Consider the following 20,213-nt stretch of genomic DNA (forward strand, 5'->3'; position numbering starts at 1 on the left):
GATCAATGATACACACTTTTGGATGGTTCGTGATAACCTAGAGTTTCCAAAAATCTAAAAGGGACGGCCTTTTTGAGGTTCACCCTGCACACGCAACGTCACATATCCACCAGGAGGGGGGTGGAGATATATGAGTACGGAGCCGTTATCCCATCCAGCCAAACAGGCCATCGTTACGCCACCAACCGCCGTGGCGCAACGCTCACTGGGTCGTCGCTTGCTTTATGCGATTATCCTGGTTAGTGCCATGTTTGCTTGCTTGGCTGCGCTGGTTCAACTCTGGAGCGACTACCGCAGTGGATTAAGCAGCATCCATCAGCGCATGTCTAATGCCGCCCTGAGTTCAGCCCCTGGCTTGGTTAAAAGCCTGTGGGATCTCAACGAAGATCAATCCCGTGCTCAACTCCAAGGCATTCTGCTGATCCCAGAAGTATCCCAAGTACGTATTACCCTGAAGCAGGGTGAAGATCCGCTTATTGTCGGGCGCCTACCTGACACGAGCAATACCCTTATGATGCAAGCCCCTTTAAGCCATACCGATACAGCGGGCTTAACCCTACAGCTTGGGACGTTGCATATTACCGCAACCACGCAACCGTTACGGCAACAAATTATTGATAAGGCCTGGGTTATCCTGGCTACGCAAACCTTAAAAACCTTTGCCGTATCTTTCTTTATTCTACTGATCATTCGTAAGGTGGTGATACACCGTCTTGATGCACTTGGTGCTTGGGTCAATCAGTTTTCTCTCAGCACTTTGGAACAGAGCCCCGAGCTGGCCCTGCCTCCACAAAAAAATCAAAATGATGAGCTCGATTGTATCGCCTTAGCCATCAATAAAATGCAGCTACGTATTACCGATGATCTAGAAGAGATTGAAAATACACAGCATCAATTGCGACGCAGCAAAGAGAAGTACCGCCGTCTGATCGACAATATTAGTGGCGGATTTTTTCTCTACTCCCACGACACTCAAGGGTTTTTTACCTTTGTTAGTCCATCGATCGAGTCTGTTTTGGGTTACGAGCAGGATGCCTTCCTCACCCATTTTTCCACCAATATGCCCCAGAGCCCCATTAATGATCAGGCCCAGCAGTTTATGGCCATGAGTTTAAGGGGAGAGAAGCCCCCTCCCTATCAACTGGAGGTCTATCATAAAAATCGGGATGTTCATCTACTGGAAGTGGTGGAAGTTCCGGTTATGGATGGAGGACAAAGGGTGATCTCTATCGACGGCATTGCGCGGGATATCACCCACCGCCGTCATATGGAAGAAGCCCAGCGAGACAAGGAAATTGCAGAAGCAGCTAACCGTACCAAGAGTGAATTTTTGGCCATTATGAGCCATGAAATACGCACCCCATTGAACGGTGTTCTTGGTATGCTTGAACAGCTCAACCGTACCCGGCTGGATGAACAGCAATCCCGCCAAGTACGGATGATTGGTCATGCCGCGACAGTACTGCGCGCTTTGCTGACTGATATTTTGGATATCTCCAAAATGGAAGCAGGACAGTTGGTGCTGGATTTACTGCCTTGTAATCTACGTGAAATCGCCCAAGCCGCCCAACAGACCTTTTTAAGTAAAGCCGAAGAGAAAGGTGTGGCATTACGGGTAACGTGGGATACCTCACTCCCCCCCGCTGTTATAGGGGATAGTGTACGGATGCAACAGATTTTGCTTAACCTAATCAGCAATGCCGTTAAGTTTACAGAGCAGGGTGAAATTGTACTCTCTATGTATAGTCAGGAGATCTCTGACAGCACCAAACATATGGTCCATTTTCAGGTAACCGATAGCGGTATCGGCATTCCGGAACAGGAGATGCCCCGTCTGTTTGATCCCTTTACCCAGGCTGACGGATCACTATCACGGGCCCATGGGGGGGCAGGATTGGGGCTGGCCATTTGTAAAAAATTGGCTCAAGCCATGGATGGAGATGTTACAGCAGAAAGCCAACGCGGCATTGGCTCTACCTTCCACTTTTGGCTACCTTTACAAGCGGTTGACCACACAACAACCGAGCAACAGCAGCCAACACCAATGCCGATAATCCCGACCACATCACTCTCTATTTTGTTGGTAGAAGATGACTTCATCAATCAACAAGTTGCACAAGAGATCTTACAAAGTGCGGGTCACCAGGTGACCGTAGTTGGGAATGGCCAAGAGGCACTGGACCACTATGCACAACAGGCATTTGATCTTATTCTCATGGATCTACGCATGCCCATTATGGATGGTTTACAAGCCACACAGAGCATTCGCAATAGAGAGCAGAAAAAAGATACACACATCCCTATTATCGGCCTAACAGCTGATGTTCTATCCAGCACCTTAGAGCGCTGTCGCCAAGTGGGCATGGATGATGTCATGGCCAAACCGGTCAGTTCATCCGAAGTTCAAAAGCTCATGGAAAAGCTCTCATCCGTAAAACCCCCAAAATCTGCCAACCCAAACCCATCATAAGGATTAGGGGCCGAGCCAACAGCGCCTTCCTTACATACGCTCAGAGGGTTGGCTCCATGGGGATCATGCAGGCCCGGCACGCATCCTAACCCCACACCTTTCTAGGTGACACATGCTTAATGGGGTCGCTGTGCGATCAGTTCATGGAGCATCTCTTTGGCCAGCATCTGATTACGAACCGGCTGTTCATACCCAAAAGCCATTTTACTTTGTGAACCATAGTGCACCGTCAACAGCCCTCCCTGCATATTACAGGTACCTTCGTAGCGCTTACCATGCCACTGGGTCTGTACAAGGTGTGACGTTAAATGAGGAACTGTATTTAACATGGTTAACCCTCCTCATCCGCATGGGTTGTCTATGGATCAGCCCGCAAACTATGCCAGCTATCCGACCTACATTTAGTATAAACCTAATCTGGCAAAGTGGGTGTATATTCCGGCAATCCATAGCGTCACACGATAGAGGTAACAGGATAAACAGGCATCTGAATGACGCAGATACACTGTATATTCGAGGCTTCTCAGGCTTTTTCCTCTATGATTTCACTCTTCTGCACATGACCACCACCCTCGTCCGTCTTGGTCATGTTTGGTGTAAAAGCGTATCATCAAGGCCTCCCCGGCCCACCCCATTCTTTAAGCTTACACCAAACTCAGATGTTCTCTCTCAACCACAGGGTCACCCGCACACACACGGACACTCCATCGATCGGACTGAGAGGGATCTGGACCCTAAACCCAATCACAAGATATGATAAGCTTATACATGCAGAGTTAACCGTACCCAGTATTTAAAGAGGCGCCCGACCCATGCCCATTATGAAAATCATTCTAGATCGTTCATTTGACACCCACGTTCAACAGGTTGCTGAATCACTCATCCCCAAGCTTTCGCAGACGATTAAACAGGGGCTGGCCCCCTTACACGCCACCCCCCAGGTCATGCTACAACCCGGTTGTTATGTCTCTGAACCCTATAAAATTTATGCTGATCTGTTATTTCGTGGCTCTGCCCAACGTACCCCGAAACATGTCAACACCCTCCTACAACAGTTAGCCGACATACTCTCGGCTGAATTCAATACCTCAGTCCGGTTACGGGCCTTCCCTACTGACCAGGCGACACTCTCTGCCGTTGATCATCTGCTACCTAAAGATCACAAAACAGATCAATAGCTCTTTTAAAAGGCGAAATATATCTTGAGTAAACGTAGAGCTGCGGCGCGGTCTGCATGGGATATGACAGCAGATCGACCACCCAACACCTGACACAGATCAGAAGAGACACGGCCTATGGTGAAGCAATAAGATCATGAGTTTTTAGAGGATAGTGCGGAATATCCAGATAAACGGGGAGCAGGTCCAGTCAGCCATAGCTCGCCTGAAACAGCGATACCAAACCGCTGACTGACTATTTTATCTAACACGATTACACAGACAGTTCACACAAACAAAAACGGCTTGCACCCCTAGAGGTGCAAGCCGTTGTTTTGTCTGGTGCCCACAGAGGGACTTGAACCCCCAACCTACGGATTACAAATCCGTTGCTCTGCCAGTTGAGCCATGTGGGCATAAAGAAGCACGTTTTCTACCGCACTCCGTGGGTCTCTGTCAAGAACTGATGTGCATTTTCTATTATTCCCGCTTTAAATGACCATAAGGTGGCTCTGTACTTAGCCGTGTATCCTCAACAGCACCGCCAACCGTAAAGTGGTAAAGGCTCTGCAAAATGGTGCCTTCAAACCCCGCCGCACGCTCATGGAACAGGTCATCAAAATAACAGCCAATCCCTGTTCCACGTACACCTTCAGCTTCAGCCTCTAGATAAAGCACCTGCCCCAGCATACCTGCCTCCCAAAACATATTGCGGTAGTGCCAAGGTCCAATCTTAAGCCCCTGCTCCCACTGCGCCAACATACCCAGGCTGAAAGCTGAATCCCCAGCAATGGACTGTTTACAGCTAATAATCATCGCCGCCATTTTCACATCCCCACCGACCATGTGATACAGAGGCAGGTGAGCGGGGCACCCTTCTGGCTTGGACCAGTGATGATCATCAGAAAGTGTTTCTCTCAACACATGTTCTGCCTGAGGATGGCGCACCATCAGGTACATGCCCGGCTCTAACCCCTCCACACGGTGTACAAAAAAGAGTGGATGAATGCCCACAGGCCAAGTTTGGCTATCCCAAGGGGCAACGCCTGGGCGTGGTAACAGCGCATCTAACATCCGATAAAAGGCCTCCTGACTCACAGAGGTCTTCCCATCAAACTGCTGGGCAGAACGCCGTTGATAGATGATACGATCCAACGGCTCTTCACAAGGACCTGTCGCCAAGGGGGGGGTGGAGGATGCGGTTATCCCCTGTAACGTTATAGAACGGTCAGGGCGAGTCGCCCCCTGAGCAACATCATCCACCACCGGCCATTGATGCATCTGGCGGGGGCTTAAGAGGTTGGGCTGACCGAACCACCCTGCCGTTTCGGCCGTCTCAGCCCAGGTATGCATACGATCTTGGGCCTCTTGGGCCCCTTGACCTGAGGTGGAAACCCATAACAGCAGGTCTGGGTGCTCTGGTTCTGGCTCCCCCTTTGTTAAAGCGTTGCAGGGCAAGCCCAGCAGACGCGTTAGCGTGGCATCCCCCACACCATCTAGCACCTGAACGGTCCACCCCATTGCCGCAGCTGCATAGCGAAACCCAGCAATGGCATGGCCAATATCCAGTTGGCAGTATCGGTAGGCGCGCTCACCATACTTCCACATCTCCCGCCAAAAAATGGAGGATAACCCCACTACAAAACCATCCTGTTCAGCAGAAAGCCAAGCTTCATTTTGGGGCACCGCAGCGCGTTGCTCTAAAACATGATCATAGCTGTGGTAGTGGTAAACCCCCGCTGGGAGTGTAAGCTGAGCATCCTGTAGTACTGGAATAACCACATACCCCTCTGTGGGATGCAGGTTGCCACTGGAGGGATTACAACGCAGCGCCCACCGTTGATCGGTATTGGGCACCACTTTCCACGCAGCAAGCCCTAAGGATAACCCCATCAGACCGGCTATGGTGGTGGGTGTTATGGGCTCGGGAGGGTGCTGACCATGAGGTTGATGCGCCACCGTAAAGGGTACCTCCCGCTGCATGGCACTTAATGGTAGCTCAAAACGTGGCGCCCCGGCATAGTGGCGAAAAGGGTTGGGTTGAGTATCCCAATCCATAAACTCTGGGCTGGCTGCATAACGATCGGTGCGATGCTTGGTCTGTTGGTGGTAGTGACGCACGCTGTCCATGGTATCCCCTTATTGCCGTTATTTATTTTTTCCACACTTCATGGTATCAGAAGCAAATGGGGTGGGTTTAGTTCCCCACCGACTTTTTGAAAAGAACGTGATGATTGGGAATCCGTTGGAGCTTTCCATAGGGGCTATGGCATAATGCCCGCGTTTTTTAGAAAGATGAATTCACGTCCTGCTAGGCGTGTTCACTATAGAAAAGGTTATCCCATGCAACCGTTGGACACCCCTTTTAGCTCGGGTCCACAGACCGATGCTGATTTTCCAGAGCTTTCCTTAAAAGATGCCGCTTGGCTGGCTGGTGTCACGCCCGATGCCATGATCCGCTTTTTAACAGCCGCTGGTCTGGAGATTGATACAGAGGAAAAACCGGAAGAGATTCAGCTCACCGTACCTGAGCTTATGAAAGCCGTTTTTCTACTCTTGGGTCAAAAAGATAACCGTATTGCCATGCTGCGTATGCAACTGGCAGCGGCCCTAAACCGAGAAAAAGAGCTGGCCTCTGCACTACAAGCAGGGCTGGCGGATGATGCTCCCGCACTGGACAGTAGTGATGAGCCCATGGTTCTCATGCATCCACTCGGGATTGATGAAGAGGATGAGGAAGATGGGGAGGATGAAGAGCGCTTCGTCCCCAAGAAAAAGAAGAAGAAAAAGAAGAAGAAAAAGAAGGGTTCCAACTACCCTTGGTAAAGATAAAACAAGCCCCGGCAGCGCAAACTGACGGGGCTTGTTTTATCTATGTGAGTCAACAACCAAGATTAACCGCACCCCCCATAAAGCACCAAAGAACACACCGGTTAAACGCTCTACACGCTATCTTTTATACCAGGGTTCACCCCAACCAGTTGCGGAGCTGTTGCATCGCCTTTTTCAACTGGCTCAACTCAGCGGCATAGCAGAAGCGCACATGCTCCCGACTACGGTAATCCCCAAAATCCAAACCAGGTGTAAATGCGCATCCAGCCTGATCCAAGGCAGCAAGGCAGAGCGCTTTACCATCGGCTAAACCGGTTTTTTTCAACACCTCAGAAGCATCGGTATAGACATAGAAGGCACCACGGGGCTCTACACCAATTTTAAAGCCTAATTGAGGCAGCTCTTCGAGCAAGTAACGACGGTTGGCATCGTAACGTGCCACCTGGGCATCCATCTCTCCTGCACACTCAAAAGCCTGTAAGGCTGCATACTGTGCAATGGTGGGGGCTGAGATAAACAGGTTCTGCGACAACATTTCAATCCCCCGTACCGCTGAGGGGGGCACAATCATCCACCCCAGCCGCCAACCGGTCATCCCAAAATATTTTGAAAAACCATTCACAACAATAGCATTTTCTGAGAACTCCAGCGCCGTTCGTGCCGAACAGCCATAGGTAATACCATGATAGAGCTCATCGGAAATAACGTAGCCACCCTGCCCTTCCACCGCTGTCAGTAGCCCTTGCATTTGCGCATCGGGAATTAAAGTACCTGTCGGGTTGGACGGTGAGGTTACAATGGCAGCTTTAAGCCCCCGCTCATGGGTGGGGGCCAAATGCTTGGCCAAAACCTCAGCACTCAACTGATAATGGGCCTGGGGGGATACGGGAATACGCACCGGGTCCCCATTGACAAACCGAACCATATTGGGATAGCAGGGGTAACCAGGATCAGAGATCGCGACCCGATCTCCGGCATCCAACAACAAGCCAAAGATCAATTGAAAAGCCCCAGAGGTGCCTGGGGTTACCACCACCCGATCCGGACATACCTTAACGCCATACCGATCCCCATACCATTGGGCAATGGCTTTTCTCAGCTCAGGTATCCCCAAGGAGGGTGTATAGCGGGTTCGATCTTCATCCAGCGCCTGACGGGCAGCGGCCATGACCTTTTGGGGGGTTTTAAAATCAGGCTCTCCAGCCTCCATACGCACAATGGATTCACCAGCCGCCTCTAACGCCTTGGCCTTGGCCAGCATCTCCATCACATAAAACGGCTGTATCTGTTCAATCTTCTTTGCCCACTGCATCGCGTTTTTTCCTATCCATCTGGCCTTGAGGTTGCATTGCTGTGAGAACGTACACAGAACCTATGGAACACATGCTAAAGAGGTCACCATGTCCCAGCTCCTCACATCCATCCTGATGCCGGTTTTTAATAACATCAACATTATGGCGACTTCGGTACAATACATCACCCAATTTACCGAAGCCCCCTATGAAATCATCTTGATTGATAATGGATCATGGGAGCCACAAACCAATGAAACCTATGAGGCATTAAGTCAAGACAGCCGTATTAAAGTGATTCGTAATGAGCAAAACCTAGGCTTTGGACGTGCCAACAACATAGGGTTACAACAGGCGCAAGGCACCCATATTGCTCTGATTAATACCGATATGTTCCCCGTCGCCCCCTGGCTTAACCATGTCTACCAACGCTTTGACCAGACTGAAAAGTGTGGGGCTGTACAAGGCCTGATTGTTCTACCGGACGAAGAAAAAGGCTTTGACCAATGGACGGTACAGACCTGCGGGTCTCAATTTAACCAACAAGGGGAAGCGATCTACCATCTGCCCAACCTGGCCATGGACGACCCCCGCGTACACCAAGCCTGTGCGTTGCAGTCCTTTATGGGTACCGGTGTTGTGTTAGACCGTAAGGCGATTGAAGAAGTTGGTTTTTTTGATGAAGAATATGACATTGTCTTTATGGAAGATACCGATCTCTCCCTACGCATGTCTGCAGCGGGCTACCATATTCACTATGAGCCTGCAGCGCGTTTTGTTCATCTACACAGTGCCTCCATGCCCCACCTGGACCAGGAGACTTATGACCGCAGCCGACACTTTAATAAAGCGCTGTTTCATAAAAAATGGCCGGTTGAAAAAGTGGATAGCATCCTAAAACAACAAGGTTTTTCAGGACTTCTTGCATAATGCTGGCGTGGCGCTTTGTGTTAGGCGCGTTACTGCTGCTGTTAAGCGGTTGCCAATCTACCGCCTTTGATCACCCTTTGGGGTCACCAGAACAGGGCATTGTCGTACCCTCTTTAGAGGGACATTGGACACTTCTAGAGCAAGGCAAAGCAACCGAGCAGGTGACCATACGCCGGTTACCGGACCACCCTTTGTATGCCCTTTACAGCCAGGAGCAACCCCAACCCCTTATTCACTTTTATATCGTTGACTTCAAAGGGCATCACTTCTGGCACATGTTACCCGACACCCCCTTAAACCAACCATACCCCCCCTTTTACCTTCTTCTTTTGGGTAAACAGGTTGGTACTAAGTTGACGTTGTCCTTGCTTAACCCCGAGCGCATTAGCAACGATCTCCAATCCGGCTTATTGGCAGGGAGCTACCCCTCCCCCTGCCAACCCCAACAACCATGCAAACGCCATAAAGAGCACCTTGCCATTAAGACGACCACAGCCAAGCTACAATCCTATTTTGCCCACGTCGGTTCTGCCCCATTTAATTTGAAGGTCGTGACCTTAACAAAAAAAAGGGTGACCCCTTAGGATCACCCTTTTCTATCGCCCCAACCTACTGATTTATTTTAATGATCCTCTAATAATCAGTTGTTATCTTCAACCATATCCTGCTTGGTGCTTTTGATGAAGGCGATTACATCTTTACGCGCTTGAGTGGCTACTTTGAACTTGCTCAACGTCGCCTTAAGATGATCCATCATTCGCGTCCAGTCCTCTTCATCAATGCCCATACCCACATGAGATAACTTCATTTCACGGCCTGTATAGTAGTGGCGCCCGCCCGACTTATTGGCCAAAAAATCTACGATCAACTGCACTTCACGGTTGATGCCATCTTGCCCACGATGCGCCCAAAAACGGCCAAGCTTTTCATCCTTAACCAACCGTCCTGCCAGATCATGGGTAATCGCATGAATGGCATCATACCCACCCAGGCGCTCATACAGGCTTTTAGCCTGCTCAGCTTGGGCATCAACAACCACACCTAGCCCAAGCATGAGGCTGAACAACATACTAAGGGTCCCTATCTTCATCCAATTCATGGTGCTTACTCCAAACGTAGAAGGTTGTCAAAAACAGAAACAACCCTAGCTTGGCAACAACCCTGAAGAGAAATTGTATATTCAAATGATATTAATAGGATATATCGATATATCCTAAAATTAACACCAGACCACTCTCCGAGCAAAGATCCGTAAAAAAAACGAAAAACTTACGGCTGAGTGTACAGATTAAGCCGCCAACACCCCTTTTTCATTTTCAATCCGCTTAACGATTAAAGCCTCCAGTTCAGGATGCGCCGATCGTTTCATCGCTTCCAAGGCCAATAACGCTTCGGCCCACTTGGCCACCTTGGGGCTCTGTTGAAAAAGATCCGCCAAATAGCGACTCTCCAACAGTTTTAAACGCTGGAGCAGCGGGGCAAAAGAGACATCAATCATGCTCAGCGTATCCCCATTAAAATAGGGTGTCGCCGCCAGCGCCTCTTCCAAAAAGCCAAGCTGCTTGTACAAGGTACTTTGCTGGGTATTAAAGATCTCTGTTGTCTGAGCTTTAGCCATGGCCCACTGGCTCATAATCATGGTAGATCCCAGCTCCATCAGCGCCCGTTGCCGTGCTTTTAAAAGGGGATCCGACGGGTGGAGTGACCCTTCACTAATATCATCCAGATAATCCACAATCACTTGAGACTCAAACAGCGTTGTCTCATCCACCTGCAACACCGGTACCTTCCCCATGGGGGAGAGTGCTAAAAACCAATCCGGCTTATTGGCCAGATCAATATACTCAAGCTCATACTCCAACCCCTTGAGCTCCATTAACAACACAGCCCGCTGCACAAAGGGGCAGATGGCAAAGCTAATAATTTTCAATTTAGGTTGTTTCATCTGTTTGCTCCTTCACGGAGGGCAATGACCCTCTATCGCTTCCCTGGACGGTTGCACAGCCAAGGGGAAAATGATCATAACATTAACCTTCTGGTAACCAGCCCGAGGCAACGACCCCGGTTACGGTGACCAACATCACGACCTCACTCCACTCCACCAGCGCTCCGGCGACATCACCGGTAAACCCCCCCAAACGGTTTAAGGTACGTATCCACATGACAAACCATAACATCAAGGCAGAGGCTTGCATGGGCATGGCCAACCAAGGGTCAAAGAAGAAGAGCGGATAAAACCAGCCTAACCCCACCAAAAGCCAGATCCAATACCGGGGTAAATGGGCCGCAGTATCCTGGGCCATACCCTGAGTGGAGACATAAGGGGTGGTTAAAAACAGCAACCCCACCGCAAGCCGCGCCAACATGGGGGTAAAGACCACAATCCATAAGGGCATTTGTAACTGTAAAAGCGTGTGCAGGGCGGCAAATTTTAGAAGCAAGACCAAGACTAAGGAGACCACCCCAGCCGGACCGGTGTGAGGATCCTTCATAATTTCCAGGGTGCGCTCTCGGTTACCTAGCCCACCCATCCAGGCATCGGCACTGTCCGCCACCCCATCCAGGTGCAAACCACCGGTCAGCCAGACCCATATCAAGGTTGCCACTGCCGCACCCAACGCTGGTGCTTGGGTACCCAACCAGGACATAGGCAGTACCATCAGTAGCCCAATGGCCATACCCACCAAGGGATAGAACGCCACCGCGCGCCCTTGCACCACCCCACTCCACGCCCCAGGTTCAGGAAAGGGAAAACGGCTCAGGAGACGAACAGCGGCACAAAGTGGCCACCATATATGCAGATTCCAGCTTTTAAGCACCGCCGGAAACCCCCGCTTGTTCAAAGGTTGCCATCTCATTGTGTAAGGCACAGGCCATACGCAACACAGGGACCGCAAGCGCAGCCCCACTGCCTTCACCCAACCGCATGCCCAGGTCCAAAATGGGTTCTAAGTCTAACAACCCACATAGACCAGCATGGGCAGGCTCAGCCGAACGGTGAGAAAGAAAGCTCCATTGCATCACACCAGGGCAGATCTGTTCAGCCGCCAACGCGGCGGCGCTGCATATAAAGCCATCGACCATCACCGGAACCCCCAATTGAGCCGCACGGATATAGGCACCCGCCAGCGCCGCAATTTCAAACCCGCCCAATCGCCGCAACACCTCGACCGGATTAGATAGCGCATGGCCATGACAGGTCAACGCTTCGGTCATCGCAGCCACTTTACGTTCCATACCCGCTTGATCAACCCCAGTTCCTGGACCAACGGCCTGTTCGGGGGCTACCTCACCATACGCACAGAGCAAAGCACTGGCTGAGGTGGTGTTACCAATCCCCATCTCTCCACCGACAAACAGATCACAACCGGCTTTATGGAGCTGTTCAATAACATGTTTACCCGCATCCAACGCCTGCTCCAGCGCTTCCATGGTCATAGCAGGCTGATGACGAAAATCCTCGGTCCCCGCCCCACAACGATGGCTAACCACACCCGGCAGAGGCCCCACATCGGTTAATGCCCCCACATCCATCACCTGCAAATGCGCCCCTAACTGCTGTGCCAACACACTGATGGCCGCACCGCCACGGGAGAAGTTACGAATCATCTCCACCGTAACCGATTGAGGAAAGGCCGACACACCATGGGCTGCAATACCATGATCTGCCGCAAAAATGACAATACGGACCGAATTAATGGCCGGGTGAGAGCGCCACTGCATAGAGGCCAGCCGGATAGCCAGCTCCTCCAACTGGCCTAAAGAGCCAGGAGGCTTGGTCAACTGCATCTGTCGCTGTTGAGCAGCCTGTTTAGACGCTTGATCCAAAGGGTGTATCGGAGCTTGGTACCAGGGGGAAGCGTGCATATCACCATGCCATAGATGGGGCGTTAAGGAAGAAACCTTATGCTAACATGGGCTCCCGCTCTGTACCATCTTCTGCAAATTTAGAACGGCGTGGCAAGCACGACACCACACGACCCTATTTTCCTCCAACGATACAAAAGATTACACACCACACGACCAGTAGAAGGGCATAAAATCCAATACAAACATAAGCTGGCCCATGTGCCGTAAATAAACCGTATGTATCAGCTTGCAACATCCTGATCTGCATACAACCGATCAGGATTGCATCTGTTCCGCTGTTTTAAAGATGGGGGATGGTCCAGACAAAAGCTCCAAGGCAGGTACCGGAGAGAGGGGCCACTCGATGATGGGGTGAAACTTGTCTATACCCAACTAAGCCGCAGCGGAGAGATGATCCAACCCGCTCGACCTGGGGGCAGCACACAAGCCCGTACTCCCCGCACCTAAGCAAGATGCAGAAGCTTCTGTTATGCTTAGTCTAAATGAAGGATTTAAAACGCCATAGCCTCACACAAGATGAGGCATCAGGTTGTAAGCTTAACGCTTTAACAGGGTCACAAAACATGTTCCACCACCCTGCTTTGGTCGGGGGGGATGGAACAGACGTGCCCAGCCATTTGTTGCAGGGATAGCGCCCCCTAAAGAGTGGGCTTGTCCCTAAGCCATACGCCCCCTCCCCCATGATAAACATCACGCTATGGGTGGACGGCTACAGGAGATGGCGCGCTAAGGGAAAGATGGCAGAGGTCAATCCGTAGCTTGCTGACTGACCCATGCGCGGGCACAGAGAAGATCATCCGGGGTATCAATATCGGCTGAACGGTCAGCGGGCATCACATGGGCCAGCGTCTGTTCACAAAGAAAGGTCTGATGCTGTTTGTAAAAGGCGACATCCGCCACATATACCGCCCCATTCAGAGCATAACAGGGCTGAAGTTTTTGCCGTTGATAGGGGATCTCACCCGCCATCATCTGATGTAAACGCCCCTGTTCATCTTGGGTAAACATCCAGTGGGGATGATGACGCGGCTCCATGACCGACACCGCGACCTGAGCTTGCTTATCGATACAGAGGTTCAAACAACCTTGGATATCCCCCACACTGCGAAAGGGCGAGGTGGGTTGCAAGATGACCAGATAATCATACGCTTCCTCCAGATTCTCCAGCGCATGTAAAATGGCTGATGAGGCGGGTGCGGAATCCGTACTCAACGCTGCAGGACGTTGAAACGGAACATCGCAGCCATACTCACGGGCACACTGCATAATGTCGGCAGCATCTGAGGAGAGCACCACACGGTCGATTTCCGAACAGGCCAAGGCTGTCTCAATGGTCCAAGCCAGCAGTGGCTTACCACCCAGATCAACCAAGTTTTTGCCGGGTATACCTTTGGACCCACCACGGGCTGGAATAATCCCCAGCACCCTTTTACCTGCAATCATTAAAAGACGTCCTCAACATCCTGGCAGGCCTGATGGAAATCCCCCACCTGACCAATATCCATCCAATACTCCAAAAAGGGGAAAGCGACAGGATGTTTATCATCCTCAGCCAAGGTACGGAACAGATCCGGCATGTCAAAAAACTGCGCTTGCGGGATGACCGGCAGCACGCTGGGCTCAAGCAAATAGATACCTGTATTGACAAAGTATTTATTGACGGGCTTTTCCGTAATTCCATTGAGACGATGGTTCTCACCAAGGTCCACCACCCCATAAGGCAGGGTCTCTTCCACTTGGCGTACACACATGGTGGCATCGGCCTTTTGGGCCATATGGTAATCCAAAACACGGCCAAAGTGGATGCGGGTCAGAAGATCCCCATTCATCACAAAAAAGGGCTCTTTAGGGGCTTCTGGCATTAATGAAAGGGGACCCGCAGTACCGAGCCGCTCTTGTTCTTCCAAATACTCAATACGCACCCCCATTCGGGAACCATCCCCAAAATAGGATTTGATCATCTCTTTTTTATAATTCACCGCCAGATAGAACTTATGAAAACCATAACTGACGAAATTTTCTATTATTAACTCTAAGATAGGCTGTTTACCAACATGCAGTAGAGGCTTAGGACAATCTCGGGTTAACTCCCCCAAACGGCTGCCTAACCCCCCCGCCATCAGAACCACCCAGTTATCCCTGGGGGTCGGCAGGGTCATCTCTTTGAGCCACTCCAGCCCCACAACCCGACCATGAAAATCCAAGACCGGGATATGGTGCAGCGTGCGGGTACGCATCAGGGTCATAATATGCTCCTGACTGTCGCTATCCCGTGCCACGGTGGGCGTGGTACACATAATCTCCTGTACCTGGGCATCCAGCGAAATATGGCGCAACAAGCCCCGGCGTACATCACCATCGGTGACAACACCTAACAGCTTATCATCCCCATTCACCACCAAGGCAACACCCAAGGCACCTTCACTGATGATCTCCAGCGCCCGCATAATCGGGGCCTCTGGCTCTATGCGGACTGATTTCCAAGAGATGGACAACATGGTTTGGCTCCCATACGACCCCTTGTTTGAGATGTGTACACCTCACACAGGGGGAACAACCGATGACACAGCATCCTTTCCACCCTTGGCAAATTTGCAAGAGTTGTGCCGCCGCCCAAAAAGCCAAACTAGCGCACCACCAGTCCACACGCAACCCCTTACAATGTAAGGATATCCTCTTTCTTTAAACGCAACGAATTAAAATCCAATGTTTGTATAAGCTCGTGCGCTTTGGCCTCACTTTTTCCATCTCCATAGGGGTTTTTCAACCCTTGCAGCTGTTTTTGGAAGGCAGGTTTTTCCATATTTTGCAGCGCTTGTTCGATAGATTTTTGATCGGCATCGCAAAAAAGCACATTATCCCCTGCCAACCGACCACGCTGACGCAGCCCCACATTAACCACCGCTCTAGGGATGGAAGCTGCCTCGATAATACCGCTGGAGGAGTTGCCAATGAGAAATTCGCACCGTTTGTAGACTGAGAGAAACAGCGCACGATCCAAGTTACGGTAAAAATGGAAGTTGGGATCCTGCCGATATCGCTCGGTCACCTCTAATAGGCGACTAAACCCTTCATCCGCATTCGGCGCACTAACCAGTGCCTGCACACCCTGTTTCTTTAAAGCTTGAAGAATGTTCTCAAAATAGAGATGCGCCTGCTCTTTTTCCTCTGCGACCGGATGAAAAATCACCAAGGCGTAGCGTTCAAAACCCTGTTCAATGCCCAATTGCTGATGGATCTGAGCCCTTGGAGCGGCTTGATGCCGTACAAACTTATCCAACGCAATACTACCAATCTGGTGCACTCGATCGGGGTGCTCACCCATTTTTAGCAACCGCTGAGCATGTTGCGGTAATGAAACCATATGCACGGTAGAGAGCTTAGAGGTAGCATGACGGACCATATGATCCACATGCCCATCCTGTGAGTGGTCTCCCCCAAAAAAGTGACAGGTCGGGATCTCCAAATAAGCCCCCAGCAACCCACCTATGGCCACCTCCTCCCGGTCACCGGCATAAAGAATAAGATCCGGTCCATGGTGGGCAACCAGGTCAATACTGTTTTGCAGCAGAAGACTGGCGGACTTTAAACGGGAGATACGGCTATCGGCATCTAACAGTGTCTCCAGGGTAAGCAGAATATCCAACCCATCCTTTTTAATAGCGTCGACACTGCGACCAAAGGTTGGGGAGAGATGAGAACCTGCCACCAACAGCTTCAGTTCTACGGTAGGATCTTTATGCAACCGCATATAGAGACCACTCATCAGATCATACTCAGCACGGGAGCAGGTAATACCTAGAATTTTCATCATGCTTCACCTGGTAAAGCCAAACGTCGTTGTGGTGCAACATCACCGGGGGCAAGGGGCAAGAGAGAGACAGGCCAGAGAAGATCGTTAAAGTACAATCGCCTCATCCATGGCATAATCCCGGTCAGCAACCCGTCCCATAACCTGATCCCACAGCATGGGGTCCAAACCATCTCCAGGACGTTTGGTGGTCAGGTTGACCGCCGTAAAGCTCTCCCCCACTGCAATGGCACAGGCCGCCACAATGGATTTTCGAGCAATGGGTTTATTGGCCAGCTCAGAAAGGGTGGGACGCTTAATGCCATCCCCCATCGCCAATGCCACATCCTGAATACCCGCCACCATCGCCTTAAAGGGTCCAGGTTCCAGGGAGGCTTTATGGTCTGGTCCTGGCAGGGCATTATCCAACGTAAAGTGTTTTTCAATCACCACCGCCCCTAAAGCCACCGCTGCAATAGGAATGGCAATGCCCTGGGTATGGTCGCTATACCCAAACGGCAAACCAAAGGCCCGCCCCATCGTCGTCATGGCTGAGAGATTAACCTCATCCAAAGGTGCAGGATACTCCGTGGTGCAGTGCAACAAGGTAATGCCGTCATCCGGGGTCCCAGATAGACGCAACGCAGCAATGGCGGCTTCAACCTCACCCAGTGTCGCCATACCTGTTGAGAGAATAACCGGCTCCTTGGTCGCACCAATGGCCCGTAGCAACGGCAAATTGGTCAGCTCCCCTGAGGGAATTTTAAAAGGCGAGAGTTGCAGTTCAACCAACAGCGCCAAACTGGGCAGATCAAAGGGGCTAGAAAGAAAAGTGATGTTACGCTGTTGGCAGCGGGCAATCAGTTGATGATGGGCGTCCACAGAGAGTGCCAGCCGTTCCAGCATGCTCTGCTGGTTCTCTGTCGCATCGGTTGTGCGCTTTTGGTAGGCCGCTTTACCCGCATGGCGACTGGCAATACATGTGGGATCAAACGTCTGAAACTTCACCACGTCTGCCCCACACTCAGCCGCAGCATCTACCAGATCCAGCGCCAAGCCCAAATCACCATTATGGTTCACACCCGCTTCTGCAATGATCACAGCTGACATACTTATGCTCCCTGTAGAACCGAGGTAACCGCCTCGATCACCTGCTGTTGATCCAACTCCGTCAACCCACACGAACAGGGCAGCGTCAAAACTTTCCACCATAAGTCATCCACCACCTGGGTTGAACTTACAGGTGACGCGGCATAGGGCGCCTGTTGGTGAATCGGCTTCCAGAACGGTCGGGCATCCACCCCTTTTTCGCGCAGCTGCTGGCGGATCTGCGCTTGGTCCTGGATGGGACGATCAATGACCACACCAGAGAACCACCAAGCACTCTGTGCCCAATCGGGGGCTTGAAAAGGTGTCACACCCGGTAGATGGCCTAAAGCCTCTGCATAACGGTTACGGATCTTCTGTTTGGCCCCAACCAGGGTTTCCAACTGCTCCATCTGCGCACACCCCACCGCCGCCTGAATATTGGTCATACGGTAGTTAAAGCCTACCGCATCGTGGTCATACCCCGGCCCTTGACGCGCTGTGGTGGTTAAATGACGCACACGATCAATGGTCTGTTGATCTGCACCAACCACCGCCCCGCCACCACCACAGGTCAGGGTTTTATTACCGTTAAAGGAAAACACCGTCAGGTCCGCCCCTTGATCGGCAATGGCTCGTCCATGGGCCGTCGCCCCCAGTGCAGCCGCACCATCGGCCACCACAGGTAGGTTATACGCCTTGGCCAAGGCCACCAACGCCTGCATATCCGCCGGTGTGCCTAACACATGAACGGGCATCATCGCGGCCACACGCCGCCCTGTGGGTGTATGGATCAGCTGCCCCTCTTGTGTATGGGTATGCTGCTTTAATTGCTCGGCCACCACCGTGGGGTCCAATGTCCAGCTCTGGGGGTTTACATCCATAATCCATGGATCAGCAGCCAGATAGGCAATGGCATTGGCGCTGGCAATAAAGGTTAAAGCGGGCAGAATAACCAGATCATCCCTTTTCACCCCCAGCGCCGCCAAAGAGGCATGCAAGCCCGCCGTACCCGTAGAGACCGCAACCCCATGGGGCACCCCGGCGGCTGTGGCTACCTGCTGCTCAAAACGATCAACAAAAGGACCCACAGAAGAGACGAAGGTGCTTTCAATACAAGCTTGTAGATATTCAGCCTCACGCCCCACCAGATGGGGAATAGCCAACGGAATCATACCTTCACCTCATCATCCATCGTTGCAGTTGGTACAACATTTGAGTAGTTCCCTGTGGTCCAGGTAATTGTGGTACATGGACTCGCAATATTCTCACCAACCCGACGACGGAAGCGGATGAGCGCTGTGGACAGTTTTAAAGAAACCCTGGCACGTGCCATTACCCTGCAGGAAGCGGGTAAGGCGGAAGAGGCTCTCCCCCTCTATCAAACCCTATTACGTCAGCATGGTAATATGGGGGACCTGCACTATCTGGTAGGGCTTGCCTATCAAGATTTAAAACAGTGGCAAGCAGCCTACGATGCCCTAAGACAGGCTGTGGCACTGGATGCTGAACGTGTTGATTTTCAGATGGCCATTGGCCTTACCTTTCAAGAACTGGAACAACCCGAACAGGCCAAACAAGCCTACAGCCGTGCCATTGGACTCAACCCTGATGATTTCCACGCTTACTATCGGCTGGGGGATAGCCACATCGATCTGGGTCAACCCGATCAAGCCATTTCAGCCTTCACCCGCGCCATTAAGTTAAAACCGGATTTTCATGAAGCCTGGATTAATCTGGGTCTCTGCCTAAAGGCCATTGGCCAGATGGAAGCCGCACTTAAAACGTTCCGCGCCGCCATACAGCTGGCCCCGGAGGATCCCAAAGCCAAAGTGGATTATGCCATGACCCTGCTGGCAACAGGTGATTTTGAAAATGGCTGGAAGCACTACACAGAGCGGTTTAAGTTTAAACATGTTTTCAATGATATGAAGAGAATACCAGCCAATATACCTGCATGGGGGGGCTGTGACCTTACCGATCAGGTATTGCTGGTTTTGTGTGAACAGGGCTATGGGGATAACTTACAGTTTGCCCGCTATCTGCCACAACTTAAGCAGTTGGGCGTCAAGAAGTTGATTGTGGAGAGCAAAAACCGACTGATCAATCTCTTTCGCTACAACGAACTGGCCGATGAATACTGCAATGTACTGGATGTCCAAAAGGTCCAAGCAGACTACTATGTGCCTTTGCTGGAGCTACCGCGACTACTGGGCACCCGGGTGGAGACCATTCCCACCGATCTACCCACTTTTAAAGTAAGCCCTGAATTTTTACAGCATTTGGCCCCACACACCCAACATGGGCTGTTTAAAGTGGGCCTTATCTGGACAGGTAAGCCGCTGCATGCACGGGATCCTGCCCGCAGGCGTAGTTGCCCGTTTGAACTTTTGGCCCCTTTGGCCAAGGTGCAGGGGGCCACATTCTATAGCTTACAAACAGGTTTATTGGACGAAGAGGTTCCCACCCATTTGGATGCAGAGACACCACTGATTGATCTTAGTAAAATCTTGGGCCATTTTCATGAGACCGCTGCAGCCATGCAGCAGATGGATCTGATTATCTCCATTGATACCGCCTCGGCCCACCTGGCGGGGGGCCTGAACTGCCCAACCTGGTTACTTACCCCCTATTCTGCTGATTGGCGGTGGGGGCTGCAAGGTCCAAGCACCCCCTGGTACCCCCAGATGAGACTGTTCCGCCAGCCCACCCCTGGTGCCTGGCAACCGGTGATTGAACAGGTGGCCACAGCCCTTGAAGAAACCATTCAAGAAGGCCGATAGACC

Annotated in this window: 18 protein-coding genes and 1 tRNA gene; 6 read left to right on the forward strand and 13 right to left on the reverse strand. The window is 51.4% G+C overall.

The features are described from left to right. The first annotated feature begins 130 nt into the window (after nucleotides 1-130). A complete protein-coding gene (locus V5T57_RS14940) occupies nucleotides 131-2,470 on the forward strand; it encodes an ATP-binding protein (RefSeq protein WP_332892043.1) in 2,340 nt (779 codons plus the stop codon). Nucleotides 2,471-2,586: 116 nt separating this feature from the next. Here V5T57_RS14940 and V5T57_RS14945 read toward each other — a convergent pair whose 3' ends face one another. Beyond that, a complete protein-coding gene (locus V5T57_RS14945) occupies nucleotides 2,587-2,799 on the reverse strand; it encodes a hypothetical protein (RefSeq protein WP_332892044.1) in 213 nt (70 codons plus the stop codon). A gap of 483 nt (nucleotides 2,800-3,282) precedes the next feature. Between V5T57_RS14945 and V5T57_RS14950 the strand changes: the two genes are divergently transcribed. Then, nucleotides 3,283-3,648 carry a hypothetical protein gene (locus V5T57_RS14950; RefSeq protein WP_332892045.1) on the forward strand — a complete coding sequence of 122 codons (366 nt, stop codon included), beginning with the start codon at nucleotides 3,283-3,285 and terminating at the stop codon, nucleotides 3,646-3,648. 319 nt (nucleotides 3,649-3,967) lie between these two features. On the opposite strand, the gene V5T57_RS14955 is transcribed toward V5T57_RS14950, so the two are convergent. After that, nucleotides 3,968-4,043 (reverse strand) — tRNA-Thr (locus V5T57_RS14955). A 64-nt stretch (nucleotides 4,044-4,107) separates the two neighbouring features. Then, nucleotides 4,108-5,757 carry a nitroreductase family protein gene (locus V5T57_RS14960; protein WP_332892046.1) on the reverse strand — a complete coding sequence of 550 codons (1,650 nt, stop codon included), beginning with the start codon at nucleotides 5,755-5,757 and terminating at the stop codon, nucleotides 4,108-4,110. Between the two features lie 213 nt (nucleotides 5,758-5,970). On the opposite strand from V5T57_RS14960, the gene V5T57_RS14965 reads away from it, so the two are divergent. Further along, nucleotides 5,971-6,453, forward strand: coding sequence for a hypothetical protein (locus V5T57_RS14965; protein ID WP_332892047.1), 483 nt, complete (start codon nucleotides 5,971-5,973; stop codon nucleotides 6,451-6,453). Between the two features lie 142 nt (nucleotides 6,454-6,595). Here V5T57_RS14965 and V5T57_RS14970 read toward each other — a convergent pair whose 3' ends face one another. Beyond that, nucleotides 6,596-7,771: an aminotransferase class I/II-fold pyridoxal phosphate-dependent enzyme gene (locus tag V5T57_RS14970; protein WP_332892048.1), complete on the reverse strand. Its 1,176-nt coding sequence runs from the start codon at nucleotides 7,769-7,771 to the stop codon at nucleotides 6,596-6,598. 88 nt (nucleotides 7,772-7,859) lie between these two features. On the opposite strand from V5T57_RS14970, the gene V5T57_RS14975 reads away from it, so the two are divergent. Further along, complete coding sequence (locus tag V5T57_RS14975; protein WP_332892049.1) at nucleotides 7,860-8,681, forward strand: glycosyltransferase family 2 protein; 822 nt, start codon at nucleotides 7,860-7,862, stop codon at nucleotides 8,679-8,681. Further along, entirely contained in the window at nucleotides 8,681-9,265 is a 585-nt protein-coding gene (locus V5T57_RS14980) for a hypothetical protein (protein ID WP_332892050.1), read from the forward strand. The genes V5T57_RS14975 and V5T57_RS14980 overlap by 1 nt, the downstream gene beginning before the upstream one ends. A gap of 56 nt (nucleotides 9,266-9,321) precedes the next feature. Here V5T57_RS14980 and V5T57_RS14985 read toward each other — a convergent pair whose 3' ends face one another. The 9 genes from V5T57_RS14985 to V5T57_RS15025 form a co-directional block, all read right to left on the reverse strand. After that, the gene (locus V5T57_RS14985; protein ID WP_332892051.1) at nucleotides 9,322-9,780 is read right to left on the reverse strand and encodes a group I truncated hemoglobin; all 459 of its coding nucleotides are present in this window, start codon (nucleotides 9,778-9,780) and stop codon (nucleotides 9,322-9,324) included. A gap of 189 nt (nucleotides 9,781-9,969) precedes the next feature. Beyond that, complete coding sequence (locus tag V5T57_RS14990; RefSeq protein ID WP_332892052.1) at nucleotides 9,970-10,626, reverse strand: glutathione S-transferase family protein; 657 nt, start codon at nucleotides 10,624-10,626, stop codon at nucleotides 9,970-9,972. Between the two features lie 82 nt (nucleotides 10,627-10,708). Further along, nucleotides 10,709-11,500, reverse strand: coding sequence for an adenosylcobinamide-GDP ribazoletransferase (locus V5T57_RS14995; RefSeq protein ID WP_332892053.1), 792 nt, complete (start codon nucleotides 11,498-11,500; stop codon nucleotides 10,709-10,711). After that, complete coding sequence (cobT, locus tag V5T57_RS15000) at nucleotides 11,493-12,548, reverse strand: nicotinate-nucleotide--dimethylbenzimidazole phosphoribosyltransferase (RefSeq protein ID WP_332892054.1); 1,056 nt, start codon at nucleotides 12,546-12,548, stop codon at nucleotides 11,493-11,495. Before cobT ends, V5T57_RS14995 begins: the two co-directional genes overlap by 8 nt. Before the next feature lie 750 nt (nucleotides 12,549-13,298). Then, nucleotides 13,299-13,994 (reverse strand): acylneuraminate cytidylyltransferase family protein, encoded by a 696-nt coding sequence (locus tag V5T57_RS15005; RefSeq protein ID WP_332892055.1) that lies wholly within the window; start codon nucleotides 13,992-13,994, stop codon nucleotides 13,299-13,301. Further along, nucleotides 13,994-15,049 carry a nucleotidyltransferase family protein gene (locus V5T57_RS15010; RefSeq protein WP_332892056.1) on the reverse strand — a complete coding sequence of 352 codons (1,056 nt, stop codon included), beginning with the start codon at nucleotides 15,047-15,049 and terminating at the stop codon, nucleotides 13,994-13,996. The genes V5T57_RS15005 and V5T57_RS15010 overlap by 1 nt, the downstream gene beginning before the upstream one ends. A gap of 158 nt (nucleotides 15,050-15,207) precedes the next feature. Beyond that, nucleotides 15,208-16,365 carry a UDP-N-acetylglucosamine 2-epimerase gene (gene neuC / locus V5T57_RS15015; RefSeq protein WP_332892057.1) on the reverse strand — a complete coding sequence of 386 codons (1,158 nt, stop codon included), beginning with the start codon at nucleotides 16,363-16,365 and terminating at the stop codon, nucleotides 15,208-15,210. A gap of 84 nt (nucleotides 16,366-16,449) precedes the next feature. Next, complete coding sequence (gene neuB / locus V5T57_RS15020; protein WP_332892058.1) at nucleotides 16,450-17,451, reverse strand: N-acetylneuraminate synthase; 1,002 nt, start codon at nucleotides 17,449-17,451, stop codon at nucleotides 16,450-16,452. Nucleotides 17,452-17,453: 2 nt separating this feature from the next. Next, on the reverse strand, nucleotides 17,454-18,602 hold the full coding sequence (locus tag V5T57_RS15025; RefSeq protein WP_332892059.1) for a DegT/DnrJ/EryC1/StrS family aminotransferase: 1,149 nt from the start codon (nucleotides 18,600-18,602) through the stop codon (nucleotides 17,454-17,456). Nucleotides 18,603-18,728: 126 nt separating this feature from the next. Here V5T57_RS15025 and V5T57_RS15030 point away from each other — a divergent pair, with 126 nt between their 5' ends. Continuing rightward, nucleotides 18,729-20,210, forward strand: coding sequence for a tetratricopeptide repeat protein (locus V5T57_RS15030; protein ID WP_332892060.1), 1,482 nt, complete (start codon nucleotides 18,729-18,731; stop codon nucleotides 20,208-20,210). Nucleotides 20,211-20,213: the final 3 nt, after the last annotated feature.

The organism is Magnetococcus sp. PR-3 (assembly GCF_036689865.1).
GTDB lineage: Bacteria > Pseudomonadota > Magnetococcia > Magnetococcales > Magnetococcaceae > Magnetococcus.